Annotated in this window: 10 protein-coding genes; 3 read left to right on the top strand and 7 right to left on the bottom strand. The window is 65.9% G+C overall.

Annotated elements, in window-relative coordinates; genetic code table 11:
- Positions 1–50 precede the first annotated feature (50 nt).
- From proC to FDN03_RS10845, 6 genes are all read right to left on the bottom strand, one after another.
- A complete protein-coding gene (gene proC / locus FDN03_RS10870; RefSeq protein ID WP_138176921.1) occupies positions 51–893 on the bottom strand; it encodes a pyrroline-5-carboxylate reductase in 843 nt (280 codons plus the stop codon).
- Positions 894–900: 7 nt separating this feature from the next.
- Positions 901–1,719 carry a sugar phosphate isomerase/epimerase gene (locus tag FDN03_RS10865; protein WP_138176918.1) on the bottom strand — a complete coding sequence of 273 codons (819 nt, stop codon included), beginning with the start codon at positions 1,717–1,719 and terminating at the stop codon, positions 901–903.
- 52 nt (positions 1,720–1,771) lie between these two features.
- Positions 1,772–2,794, bottom strand: a complete 1,023-nt coding sequence (locus FDN03_RS10860) for a Ppx/GppA phosphatase family protein (protein WP_138176915.1) — start codon at positions 2,792–2,794, stop codon at positions 1,772–1,774.
- A 29-nt stretch (positions 2,795–2,823) separates the two neighbouring features.
- On the bottom strand, positions 2,824–5,631 hold the full coding sequence (gene topA / locus FDN03_RS10855) for a type I DNA topoisomerase (RefSeq protein ID WP_138176912.1): 2,808 nt from the start codon (positions 5,629–5,631) through the stop codon (positions 2,824–2,826).
- Positions 5,632–5,771: 140 nt separating this feature from the next.
- A complete protein-coding gene (locus FDN03_RS10850) occupies positions 5,772–6,422 on the bottom strand; it encodes a helix-turn-helix domain-containing protein (protein ID WP_138176910.1) in 651 nt (216 codons plus the stop codon).
- A gap of 23 nt (positions 6,423–6,445) precedes the next feature.
- Positions 6,446–8,017, bottom strand: a complete 1,572-nt coding sequence (locus FDN03_RS10845; protein ID WP_138176907.1) for a class I SAM-dependent methyltransferase — start codon at positions 8,015–8,017, stop codon at positions 6,446–6,448.
- A 60-nt stretch (positions 8,018–8,077) separates the two neighbouring features.
- Here FDN03_RS10845 and FDN03_RS10840 point away from each other — a divergent pair, with 60 nt between their 5' ends.
- Positions 8,078–8,659 (top strand): GNAT family N-acetyltransferase, encoded by a 582-nt coding sequence (locus tag FDN03_RS10840; RefSeq protein WP_138176904.1) that lies wholly within the window; start codon positions 8,078–8,080, stop codon positions 8,657–8,659.
- Between the two features lie 66 nt (positions 8,660–8,725).
- Here FDN03_RS10840 and FDN03_RS10835 read toward each other — a convergent pair whose 3' ends face one another.
- Complete coding sequence (locus FDN03_RS10835; protein ID WP_138176901.1) at positions 8,726–9,631, bottom strand: rhodanese-related sulfurtransferase; 906 nt, start codon at positions 9,629–9,631, stop codon at positions 8,726–8,728.
- 138 nt (positions 9,632–9,769) lie between these two features.
- On the opposite strand from FDN03_RS10835, the gene FDN03_RS10830 reads away from it, so the two are divergent.
- Together FDN03_RS10830 and FDN03_RS10825 are read left to right on the top strand one after the other, a co-directional pair.
- On the top strand, positions 9,770–10,426 hold the full coding sequence (locus FDN03_RS10830) for a GNAT family N-acetyltransferase (protein ID WP_138176898.1): 657 nt from the start codon (positions 9,770–9,772) through the stop codon (positions 10,424–10,426).
- Positions 10,427–10,592: 166 nt separating this feature from the next.
- Positions 10,593–12,926, top strand: coding sequence for a DEAD/DEAH box helicase (locus FDN03_RS10825; protein WP_138176895.1), 2,334 nt, complete (start codon positions 10,593–10,595; stop codon positions 12,924–12,926).
- The last annotated feature ends 91 nt before the right edge of the window (positions 12,927–13,017 follow it).

Raw genomic sequence — 13,017 nt, 5'->3', positions numbered from 1 at the left:
GCCGCCGGCCTTTGCGCGAGCGTGCTGCGCGTGTTCCCGGCTTGTGCCGGCTAGCCCAGTTCGCGGCTGATCTGGGCGGCGCGTTGGGCGGCAGCTGCGGCACCGTCGGCGATGAGCTGCTCCATGCCGCCCTTTTGGAAGGTGGCGATCGCCTGCTCGGTGGTGCCATTGGGGCTGGTGACCTTCTTGCGCAGCTGCCCGGGGTTCGCCTGCGGATCGGCCAGCATCTTCCCGGCCCCGGCGACGGTGGCCCGGGCCAGGTCGATGGCCAGCTGCTCGTCAAGGCCCAACTTCATCCCGGCCTTGGCCATCGCCTCGGCCAGGAAGAAGCCGTAGGCCGGCCCGGAGCCGGAGATCGCCGAGAGCGCGTCCTGCTGGGCCTCCTCGATCACGTGCACCTCACCGGAGCCGGCGAACAGGTCAATGACCTGCTGCAGCTGCTGTTCACTGACGGCCGGGGCCGGGCTAAGGCCCACCACCCCGGCCCCCACCTGCAGCGGGGTGTTGGGCATGGCGCGCACCAGGGGCTGGTCCTGCGGCAGGTGGGCGGCCATGGACTGCAGGGTGATGGCCGCGGCCACCGAAACCACCACGGTCTGCGGGCGCAGCGCTGCGGAGATCTGGTCGCACAGCTCGGTGATCCCCACCGGCTTGACCCCCAGGAAGACGACGTCCGCCTCGGCCGCGGCCCGCGCGTTCGCCTCGGGATCCTGCCCGGTCACCACCACGTTCACTCCCAGCTCGCGCAGCTCGGCCTCACGCGCGTCGCTGCGGATGGTCGTGGTGATCAGCTTCGGGTCGTGCCCGGCTCCCAGGATGCCGCGCAGGATCGCCCCGTTCATGGAGCCGGTGCCCAAAAAGGCCAAGGTCAACGAGTTGGTCAGTTCGCTCATGGTGTCCTTACTTCGTTCGATCTGCGGTATCCGGCAGCGCCAGGTGGGTGCGGGCGTATTCGAGGGTTTCCCCCAGCCACTGTTCCTTCTGCCCGGTGCCCTTGGCCTTGCGGGTGGAGACCTCCACCGCGATGACCCCGCCAAAGTCGGTGTCGCGCAGGTACTGCAGGGTTTCGGCCACCGGCTGGGTGCCGCGCCCGGGCACCAGGTGTTCGTCCTTGCCGTTGTTCAGCCCGTCGCACAGGTGCAGGTGCGCCAGGCGCTCCCCCAGCTGCTCCACGGCCTTGCGCGAATCCATCTCGGCGATCGCCGCGTGGGAGAAATCCCAGGTGACGTGCGGGTAGGACTGCGGTACCGGGTCCCAGTGCGGCAGGTACATCTTCGCTTCGCGTCCGCGGGCCCGCCACGGGTACATGTTCTCCACCGCGATCTTCATCCCGGTCGAGTCGGTCAGCCGCTGCACTCCCCCGGCGAACTCCAGGGCATAGTTCCCCTGCCAGCGGAACGGCGGGTGGGCCACGACGACCTCGGCCCCCACGGCCTGGGCCAGGATGACCGAGCGTTCGATTTTTGCCCACGCCGAGCCCCACACCTGCTGGGTGAGCAGCAGCGTCGGGGCGTGGATGGCCCGAATGGGCAGCTGGTACTTGTCCATCAGCGCCAGCAGGGCGGTGGCCGACTGGGTGGCCTGGTTGCCGGTGATCAGCACCTCCAGCCCGTCGTAGCCCACATCCTTGGCCACCGCGAACGCGTCGTGCACGGTCAGGGGGTAGACCGAGGCACTGGACAGCGTGATGGGGATTGACGTTGTTGCAGGCTCTTGCATGACTCAGCCCCTTCTTCCAAGCACTGGTGTGCCGATCAACCCCGAGCCGGGGCTAATTCGTTTCCGCGGGTGCGGGCAGTTGCCCCATCCCGGCACCGAGCGCTACCTCTCCAACTCCCACGCTACTACTTAGCGGAGTCGAAGAGTCAAACAAGACATGATCAAAACGGCGCAGCATCAGCCCTTCGCGCAGCGCCCACGGGCAAATGCGCAGGTGTTTGATCTTCAGTTTCTTCATGGCCTCGATCGCCACCAGCGCGCCGGCCAGCAGCTGCGGGGCGCGCACCTGGGAAACCCCGGGCAGTTCGGCGCGTTCCTCCCAGCTCATGGCCATCAGCCGGTTCGTCCACAGTTTCAGGCTTTCGCGTTCCAGCACCCGCTTCACATAGGGCCCCTCGGTGCTGGGGGCGGCCCCGGTAATCCGGGCCAGGGAGCGGAAGGTCTTGGAGGTGGCGGTGGCCAGGGACGGTTTGCCGTACTGGGCCAGCTCCGTGGTGGGGTCCGAGAGCACATCGCGCACATAGGTGCGCAGCTCCTTGACCTGCTTGGGGGTGGGCCGGTCATCGGGCAGCCATTCGCGGGTCAGCCGCCCGGCACCCAGCGGCACCGAGTAGGCCACCTGCGGGAATTCATCGTTGCCCAGGGCCAGTTCCAGCGACCCGCCGCCCATGTCCAGGTTCAGGATCGAGTCGTAGGCCCAGCCAAACCAGCGGCGCACCGCATAGAACGTCATGCCCGCTTCCTCTTCACCCGAAAGCTCCAGCAGCTTCACCCCGGTCTCGGCCTCCACGCGTTCCAGCACGTGGGCGCCGTTGGAGGATTCGCGGATCGCGGAGGTGCAGAACGCCATGAAGTCCTCCACCCGGTGGCTGCGCGCGAACCGGGAGGCCTCGGTGATGAAGCCGATCAGTTCGCGCTGCCCCTCCTCGGTGATGGCCCCGTACTCGTTCAGGTACTGAACCAGGGAGAGCGGGCGCTTGTGCGACGCGTAGGGGTTGGGCCGGGCGCCGGGGTAGGCGTCCACCAGCAGCAGGTGCACGGTGTTCGAACCGATGTCCAGTACGCCCAGCCTCATCAGATGTCCTTCGCGTCGGGTAGCCTGCGCTACTTCTCGGTTTTCTTCGCGGTGGTCTTGGCCGTGGTGGCCTTCTTTGCCGTGGAGGCCTTCGTGGTGCTCTTCTTGGTGGTCGTCGCCTTCTTGGCCGGGGCCTTCTTGGCGGCGCTCTTGCGCTTGACCGGGCCGCGGGCCCGCTTCTCGGCCAGCAGCTCGATGGCCTTTTCCCGGGTCAGCTCCTCGATCGCGGTGCCTCGCGGGACGGTGATGTTCGTTTCCCCGTCGGTGATGTACGGTCCGAAGCGTCCGTCCTTGACCACGATGTTCTTCTCACTGGTCGGGTCGGTGCCGAATTCGGCCAGCGGCGGCACCGCGGCACGCCGGCCGCGCTGCTTGGGCTGGGCGTAGATCGCCAGCGCCTCCTCCAGGGTGATGGTGAAGATCTGCTCCTCGGATTCAATGGAACGCGAGTCGCTGCCCTTCTTCAGGTACGGGCCGAAGCGCCCGTTCTGCACCGTGATTTCCTCACCCTCGGCATCGGTGCCCACCACGCGCGGCAGGCTCAGCAGCTGCAGCGCCTCCTCCAGCGTGACGGTCTCAATGCTCATTGACTTGAACAGCGAACCGGTGCGCGGCTTGATCTTGGCCGGCTTCTTCGGCGGCTTGGGCTTGCCGTTCTTGTAGTACTCCACCGGCTGGGCGGCCAGTTCCTCGGCGGTCGGCTCCGGGATCACCTCGGTGACGTAGGCCCCGTAGCGCCCGTCCTTGGCCAGGATGGTGCGCCCGGTCTGCGGATCCACCCCCAGCTCGCGTTCGGAAACCTGCGAGTTGGCGAACAGCTCCTCGGCCTTTTCCGCCGTCAGCTCATCCGGGGCCAGGTCCTCGGGCACGTTCGCGCGCTCCGGGGTGGCGTCCTCGGCCGCATCGGCGGGCAGGGCGCGTTCCAGGTAGGGGCCGAACTTGCCCACGCGCAGCACGATGTCATCGGTGATGGCAATGGAGTTGATGGCCCGGGCGTCAATGTCCCCCAGGTTTTCCACCACGTGCTTCAGCCCGCTGGCCGCGTCGCTGCCGAAGTAGAACAGGTTCAGCCAGTCGCTGCGGGCGCGCTGGCCCTTGGCGATCTCGTCCAGGTCATCTTCCAGCCGGGCGGTGAAGTCGTAGTCCACGTACTGGGCGAAGTGCTCCTCCAGCAGGCGGATCACCGAGAAAGCGATCCAGCTGGGCACCAGGGCGCCGCCGCGCTTGGTGACGTAGCCACGGTCCATGATGGTGGAAATGGTCGGCGCGTAGGTGGAGGGGCGCCCGATCTCCCGCTTTTCCAGTTCCGCCACGATCGAGGCTTCGGTGTAGCGGGCCGGCGGGGTGGTTTCGTGGCCCAGGGCCTCCAGCTCGGTGCCGTTCAGCCCGTCCCCGACCTTCAGCTGCGGCAGGCGGGCCTCGGCGGACTCGCTGGCCTCGGCCTCCGAGGTGGTGTCCTTGCCCTCCTCGTAGGCGGCCAGGAAGCCTCGGAAGGTGATCACGGTGCCGGAGGCGGAGAACTCGGCCACCCGCTGGTCGCTGGCGGTGCCGGCCAGCTTGATGGTGGCGGTAAAGCCCTTCGCGTCGGACATCTGGGAGGCGACGGTGCGCTTCCAGATCAGCTCGTACAGGGTGTACTCGTCCTTGCTCAGCGAGGCGCGCACATCCCTGGGCCGGCGGAACATGTCACCGGCCGGGCGGATGGCTTCGTGGGCCTCCTGCGCGGCGTCGGTCTTGGCCTTGTAGACGCGCGGACGCTCGGGCACCGAGTCCGCGCCGTACAGTTCGGTGGCCTGGGTGCGGGCCGCGTGCACGGCCTCGTTGGAGAGGAACACCGAGTCGGTACGCATATAGGTGATGTAGCCGTTTTCATACAGGCGCTGGGCGACCTGCATGGTGATCCGCGAGCTCCAGCGCAGCTTGCGCGAGGCTTCCTGCTGCAGCGTTGAGGTGGTGAACGGTGCGGCCGGGCGGCGGGTGTAGGGCTTGTCCTCCACCGAGGTGACCTTGAAATCGGCCTCGGCCAGGTTTTCCACCAGCGAGCGGGCGGCCGCCTCGTCAAGGTGGGTGACCGCGCTGCGCGAGCTCTTGAGCTGCCCACGGTCATCGAAGTCGCGGCCGGAGGCCACGCGGGCCCCGTCCACGGAGGAAAGCTTGGCGGCAAAGGATTCGGCGTTGCCGGTGGCGAAGACGCCCTTGATGTCCCAGTAGCCGGCGGAGATGAACGCCATGCGTTCGCGTTCACGCTCCACCACCAGGCGGGTGGCCACCGACTGAACACGGCCGGCGGAGAGCCCGCGGGCGATCTTGCGCCAGAGCACCGGGGAAATTTCATAGCCGTAGAGGCGGTCCAGCACGCGCCGGGTCTCCTGCGCGTCCACCAGGTCGGTGTCCAGTTCGCGCATGTTGCCCAGGGCGCGTTCGATGCCCTCCTTGGTGATCTCGGTGAAGGCCAGGCGGCGCACCGGCACCTTGGGCTTGAGCACCTGCAGCAAGTGCCACGCGATGGCTTCGCCCTCGCGGTCCGCATCTGTGGCCAGGTAGAGCTCGTCGGCTTCCTTCAGCTTGGCCTTCAGCTCGGAGACGCGCTTCTTCTTGTCCGGGTACACCACGTAGTAGGGCTCGAAGTCGTTGTCCAGGTCGACCGCAAACTTGCCCACCGAGGTCTTCTTCAGCTCGGTCGGCAGTTCCGAGGGCTGGGGAAGGTCACGGATGTGCCCCACCGAGGCGTCCACGTCGAAGCCTTCGCCCAGGTACTTGGCAATCGACTTCACTTTGGCAGGGGACTCGACGATGACGAGCTTCTTACCGGTTTTTTCCTTGGCCTTCGGGGGCACGGCTCTCCTTCACACGGTGTCGGCAACAACCCGACCCCGAAACTATCAGACCCGCTGTCGTTGTCGCCAAGATGCATCCATGGCTCCAGTGCTGAGCCACGATTCCCGATGATCATACATCGGGCAGCAGCCTGTCCTTGCTACGCCCCGGCCGGGGAAGGATGCGGGTACTCGGGCAACAACGATACCAAGTAGAACATCCGGGTGGAGTGGATACTGCGCTCCTCGGCTGTGGCCATGGCCTCATATTCGTAGATCAGGTCCATCAGCCGGCGGTTAAATTCCTTCTGCTTGTCCTCCGGGAGGAACACCAGCCCGCTGCTGAGCAGCGGCGGGCGGTCCGCAGGGGCCACGATGCCGGCCTTGGCCTCGGCCTCGCGGCGGGCCACCTCGGCGTTCAGCCGGGTGCGGAAGTTGTTCAGCTGCACGTTCAGGTAGGCGGTCTTGGCGTTGGCCGAACCGTCGTGGGTGTTCAGCTCCAGGCGTTCACCGGCCGCCTTCCACCGGCGTTCGCGCGCATCACCCTCATTGGCGGCGCGCACCACGTATCCGTACTTCTCCAGCGCCCGCAGGTGGTAGCTCATCGCACTGGGGGTCAGCGAGCACAAGGTGGCCAGTTCGGTGGCGGTGCGGGTGGCCTGGGAGGCAAAGAGTTCGTCGAGCACGATGAGCCGGGCGTCGTGGGCCAGCGCGCGAATCGCCTGGGGGTCGGTGATGGACACCAGTTTCGGGTCCGGCGCGGCCCCAGGGGCCTGGTGCTCGTCAGGCCTCTCGGATGTGTTCTGTGTCATACCGAAAAACTTTAGTCCTTGTTTCACACTTTGCGAAGAAAGCCATGCCGGATTAAGCGTTCCACCCCGTCACGCAGGCGTTCGGCGAAGGATTCATCCCCCTCCCCGATCAGCGCGTCCAGCGCATTGACCAGCTGGTCCACACTCAGTTCCCCGTCACTGGCGGACACGAACCCGGCCTGGGCGGTGTCCAGCACCTCGCTGCGGCGCAGCCCCGCGCCCTGGCGCAGCAGGATCACCCCGGGATGTTCGGCGCCCGGGCGCTGGTGGCGCTCCTCGGTCACGTCCTCGGCGACCTCCAGGTGCCACTGTCCCCATTGCCCGTTGGCGGCACGCAGCTCGGCGGCGGTGTGCAGGTCCCGCTGCAGGAAGGGCGCCAGCGGCTGCTGGACCGGGTGGGTGATGGATTCGAAACGCTGCTCGGGCCGATGCCCGTCCCGGGCCAGGCCAAGGTAGACGTAGCCGAACCCGATCCCGGCGACCGAACGGCCGGCAAAGTCATCCAGGTACGCCTGGTAGGCCTGCTGATACTGTTCGGGGTCCTGGTCCTGGGAGGCATCGCGCAGCCAGGTTTCGGCGTACAGGCTGGGGCTGGACTGCTCCCGCTGGATGACCCAGACATCCAATGCCGGATCAAACCACGGGCGGATCCGCTGATCCCAGGGCTGCTCGCCCAGCGGGATTTCCCAATTCGCCAGCATCTGTGCACTGCCCCCGGGCTCCAGGTAGCTGGGCAGCTGCGAAATCAGGGCCTGGACCAGGCTGTCCCCGGCCATCCCGCCATCACGGTAGGTGAAGATCGCTTCGTCCTCCGCGCGCGGGGTGATGACAAAGGGCGGGTTGGTGGCGATCAGGTCAAAGCGCTGCCCCTGCACCGGTTCAAACAGGCTGCCGCACCGCAGGCTCACCCGCTCCTCCAGCCGAGCCGGATCCACCTCCAGCTGCCGGTGGTTCAGCAGCAGGTTAAACCGGGTGAAGGCCAGGGCGCGCACGGAAAGGTCGGTAGCCGTGACATGCCGGCAGTGGGCCAGCAGGTGGAATGTCTGGATGCCGCACCCGGTGCCCAAATCCAGGGCCCGGTCCACCTGGGGACGCAGCGTGATCTGCGCCAGGGTCAAGGACGCCTGGCCGATGCCCAGCACATGGTCCGCCCGCAGGACCCCGGGGCGCTGGTGCGCGCCCAGGTCGTGCGCCACCCACAGTTCCGCGGAGCTGTCCGATGCGTGTGGGGTCAGGGCCACACTGGCCCGCAGCCCTGGACCATGCTGCTCAACCAATCCCAGCCGCAAAAGCCCCTGCACCCCGGTGCGGCTGAAGGCCGCATCGATCCGGTCGGCCGGGTAGCCCTGGCCCAGCTGGAACAACCCAATCACCGTGGCCAGCCCGGACTGCTTCGGGGTCGCCCGGCGCACCTGGCGCAATGCCGGCGGGATCTGGTCGCGGCCGAACGCCTCCACCGCTTCCTGCCCGAGCAGGGCCGTGATCGCATCGAACGTGAAGTCCAGTGCGGTTAGATCGAAATACAGGGAATCAAGCAGCGCCTGCTGGTCACTGCGTGGGGCGTCGTCAACGGCGGCAAAATCGGTGGAAGTCACAATTGCGATTCTAGCTAGTTGCGGCAGAAATGACCGGGGGCAGGCGCGTACGATGCGGTCATGGCCTTAGTCACCGTCACCTACCTGCAGCAAACCGATCCCTCCCAGCTGGTCCCCTCCTCGCGTCCCCTGCCCGAGGACGCGCGCATCGACTGGGTCCAGCAGATCACCCCGGAGTTCTCCCGCTTCCTGTACCTGGGGGTGGGCAGCGAACTGCACTGGGCCGATCGCCTGGTGCTCACCCGCCGACAGTGGCTGGAGCAGCTGCGGGCCCCGGGCTCCGAAACCCATGTGCTCTACCGCCATGGGGCTCCGCAGGGGTACATCGAGTTGGCCGCTGTGCCCGGCACCGCCGGGACCGAGGTGGAAATCTTCTACTTCGGCCTCTTCCCCCAGGCCATCGGCCAGGGGCTGGGTGGCGCCCTGCTCACCGAGGGGATCCGGCGGGCCTGGACTCTGGACGAACGCCATGCCGGGATGGCGCCGGTCAGCCGGGTGTGGCTGCACACCTGCTCCCTGGATGGGCAGCAGGCCCTGCCGAACTACCAGGCCCGCGGGTTCACGGTCTATGACGTGCAGGAAGAGCAGACCGAGGTGCGTGATCCCTCCAAGGACCTGTGGCCCGACGCTTCCCGGGTGTAGCCCGAAACGAAGCAAGGCCTGGAGATCCCCACCAGGGATCACCAGGCCTTCACACTGTAGCCGGGCCTAGGCGCTGAGCGCCGCCTGCTGGCACGCCGGGCAGCGGCGCAGCTGCTCGTCCTGGGCGCATTCGGTGCAGAACAGCCGCAGGTTGCGGCAGGAGAGCTCGGCGCAGTTCTCAAACTTGTTGGTCGGCGCCTGGCAGCCCACGCATTCGCCGATGGTCACCGCGTCCTCGGTGAATTCCATGTGCATGCGCTTGTCGAAAACGTACAGCGAACCCTCCCACAGGCCGGCATCCCCATACTTTTCTCCGTAGCGCACGATCCCTCCCTGCATCTGGTAGACCTCTTGGAAGCCACGGTTGATCATCAGCGCCGAGAGCACCTCACAGCGAATCCCACCGGTGCAGTAGGTGACGATCGGCTGGTCCTTGAGGTGGTCGTATTTACCGGAGTCGATCTCTTCCAGGAAGTCCCGGGTAGTGTCCACCTCGGGCACAATCGCGTTCTTGAACCGGCCAATCTGTGCCTCGAACGCGTTGCGCCCGTCGAAGAACTGAACCTGGGTTCCTTCCTTCTGCTTGGCCTCGACCAGTTCATGCAGCTCTTCCGGACGCAGGTGCGTACCGCCGCCAACGACGCCGTTCGCGTCGACCTGCAGCTCCCCCGGTGCCCCGAAGGTGACAATCTCATCGCGCACCTTCACCGAGATGCGCGGGAAGTCCTCGGCGGAGCCTTCGGACCACTTGATGTCCATCTTCTTGAAGGCCGGATATTCGCGGGTGGCCTTAACATACTGCTTCACCGCGGAGATCTCCCCGCCGACGGTTCCGTTGATGCCGTCCTTGGAGATGATGATGCGTCCTCGCAGACCCCACTGCTCCAAAAGGGAGCGCTGCCACAGGCGGATCGCCTCGGGGTCGTTCAGCGGTGTAAAAGCGTAATACAAGACAATGCGATGAATGGCCACAAGGTATAAGGGTAGTGGGTTTAGCGTCCATTCAGGTGCTACGTGGAGCAACGTCACATCAGTTTGACTATGATTTCAAGTAAGCAACGATTGGCCTTTGTCAGCGAGTTACTAGGAAAGACAGGGTAGGGTCAAAGCATGGCATCAAACGCAAGCGATGAACTAATTGGCACCTGGGTTGCAGGCTGGTCCGGCGCGCGCGGCTATGAAGCGCGCCATGAAGGCCGTGTCCATGCGGCGCTGCGGCACGACACCACCGAGGACTGGGAGTACGTCATCTACGACCCCTCCCGCGAGGAACTGCAGGCCGTTGCCGAGACCCTGAAAAAGCATCCGGCGCGACGACTGACCGCCTTTTCCGAAGACGTTCCGGGGCTGATTGAGCTGGCCAACGAGGTCGGTTTGCAGATCGCTGCCGATGACGAAGTTTTGATGGTTACCGAGTTGGCTGCCCACGACGTGGAAGTGCCGCTGCCCCCGGATGGCTTCGTGTTCCAGATTGAACGCGATGGCACCCACGCCTACGTCTCGCTGCACCCGGAGGATAACGAGGAAGTCGTTGCCGCCTCCGGCCACGTCTCGGCAGTAAATGGTTATGCCATCTTTGACCGCATCATCACCGGTCCCGAATTCCGCCGCCGCGGTCTGGGCACCCTGGCCATGCGCGCCCTGGCCTCCTTGGCACAGGAACACGATGTGGACGAAGGCCTGCTGATTGCCTCCGTTGACGGCCAGAAGCTCTACGCGTCACTGGGTTGGACGAATCTAGGCAGCGTTGTGGCCTTCAAAGGCTAACTCGCACGCGTCCGCCCCCTCGCCGCCGAGCCCGCTTCGGCGGCGAGTAGCATTTAACGGACCGGGCAGGCCCGCGTGCGCATCCCGGCTGTGAGCTTGGGGCTGCACCCCGCCGGCCCTGCCAATCATGCGTCCATCCCGCCAACCACCGAGGTGATCCCAGCCCATGGCCAAGACCGTCAACGCGCTGCTGGATCCATTCGAACGGCACAATGACCCGGACGCAGTAGTGCATCGCCGCGTGGTGCCGGCCAAGGATGAAATCACCGCACCGTGGCCCGAATGGCTTGACCCGCAGGTGCGCGGGATTTTCCAGGGGCTGGGGATCAACCAGCCCTGGCTGCACCAGGTTCAGGCGGCCGAGCTGATCCATCAGGGACGGCACACGATCGTGGCCACCGGCACCGCCTCGGGCAAATCCCTGACCTACCTGATGCCCGGACTGGACGCACTGTACCGGGCACGCCAGGCCTCCCCCAACGACTGGGACGCCCAAGCCACCATCTTGTACATTTGCCCGACCAAGGCGCTGGCCGCCGACCAGCTGGCCACCGTGCAGGCCCTGCAGGTGCCCGGGGTACGGGCCTCCAGCTATGACGGCGACACAGACCCGGCCAGCCGCTCATGGATCCGGCAGCACGCGAACTTCATCTTCACCAACCCGGACATGCTCCACCGCGGCATCCTGCCGAACCATCAGGGCTGGGACCGCTTCTTCAAGCGACTGCGCTATGTGGTCATTGATGAGGCGCACTCCTACCGCGGGGTCTTTGGTTCCCATGTGGCCAACTTGCTGCGCCGGCTGCGTCGGGTGTGCCAGCACTACCGGTCCGGCCCCGTCTTCATCGGCGCCTCGGCCACCAGCGCCGACCCGGCAGCGTCTTTCTCGCGGCTCATCGGCGCCCAGGCCGAAGCGGTGACCCATGACTTCTCCACCTCCGGCGAGCTGGTAATTGGGCTGTGGGAACCGCCCCTGACCGAACGCGTGGGAGAAAACGGGGCACCGGTTCGTCGCACCGCGATCGCCGAAAGCGCTTCCATCCTCACCGATTTGATGGCCGACCACACCCGCAGCATAGTCTTCATCAAGTCCCGTCGCGGCGCCGAAACGATTGCCACGCTCACCCGCCGTCACCTGGAACAGTTCGCCCCCGAGCTCAGCGTCCGCCTGGCTGCCTACCGCTCGGGCTATCTGCCCACCGAGCGCCGGGAGATCGAATCGGCTCTGCGCTCGGGCAAATTGCTGGCAGTCACATCCACCTCCGCGTTGGAACTGGGAATCGACATCGCCGGACTGGACGCAGTGGTGGTCGCCGGCTGGCCGGGCACCCGGGCCTCCTTCTTCCAGCAGATCGGCCGGGCCGGGCGGGCAGGGCAGGGTTCCCTGGCCATTTTTGTGGCCAGTGAAGATCCCCTGGACACCTACCTGGTGCACCACCCGGAGGCGATCTTTGACCTGGGCGTTGAGGCGACGGTGTTCGATCCGCAGAACAAGTACGTGCTCTCCGGTCACCTGTGTGCGGCAGCCCAGGAACTGCCGTTGCGCAGTGAAGAACTGGAAATGTTTGGCCCCACCTCGGAGGAGCTGCTCGATTCCCTGGTGGCCCGCGGTTACCTGCGCCGCCGCCCGGCAGGCTGGTTTTGGACCCACGCCCAGCACGCGGCGGCCATGTTCTCCATCCGTGCCGATGGCGGGGGCCCGGTAAACATCATCGACGCGGAATCCGGCGCGATCCTTGGCACCATGGACTCACCGCAAACCCACTACCAGGCCCACCCCGGCGCGATTTACGTCCACCAGGGTTCCAGCTACTTTGTTGAAGAGCTCGACGAACAGAACCATACCGTCGTTGTCACCCGCGTCAACCCGGACTATTACACCACCGCGCGGGACATCACCACGGTCGCCGTGCAGGGAACCGAGCGCAGCAGCGAGCACCGCGACCTGGCCATCCACTTTGGAGAAGTCATCGTCACCACCCAGGTGGTGTCCTTCCAGCGCAAGTCCGTCTCCTCCAACGAGGTACTCTCCGAGGAGCCGCTGGATCTGGAAGCACGCGAGCTGCACACCAAGTCCATCTGGTGCACGCTCACCGAACAGCGGCTGATCAATGCGGGAATCACCCCCGAATTTTTTCCCGGGGCCCTGCATGCGGCGGAGCACGCGATGATCGGTCTGCTGCCCTTGGTGGCCACCAGCGACCGGTGGGATATTGGAGGAGTCTCCACCGCCTTGCACGTGGACACTGGGCAGCCAACAATCTTCGTCTACGATGCCCAGCCCGGCGGTGCCGGATTCGCCGAGCGGGGCTTTGAACAATTCGTCCGTTGGGTGCGGGCCACCCGTGATGCCATCGACAGCTGCGAATGCACCAACGGCTGCCCCAGCTGCGTCCAGTCCCCCAAGTGCGGCAATAGGAACAATCCGCTGAACAAGGCCGGCGCAATCCTACTGCTCAGCGCAGTGCTGGATGACATCGAGCCGCGGCACTGGCGCTAGGAACTGATCAGTTCCACAGTGGCGGCGGCCCTGCCCGCGCGGTGTCCATTGCTGTCGGGGCGGCCTGCTGCACTCGAATTTGCTGCATGCC

The organism is Glutamicibacter sp. V16R2B1, from assembly GCF_005774635.1.
In the GTDB taxonomy this organism is placed as follows: Bacteria; Actinomycetota; Actinomycetes; order Actinomycetales; family Micrococcaceae; genus Glutamicibacter; species Glutamicibacter creatinolyticus.
This window is presented reverse-complemented; position numbering and strand designations above follow the sequence as displayed.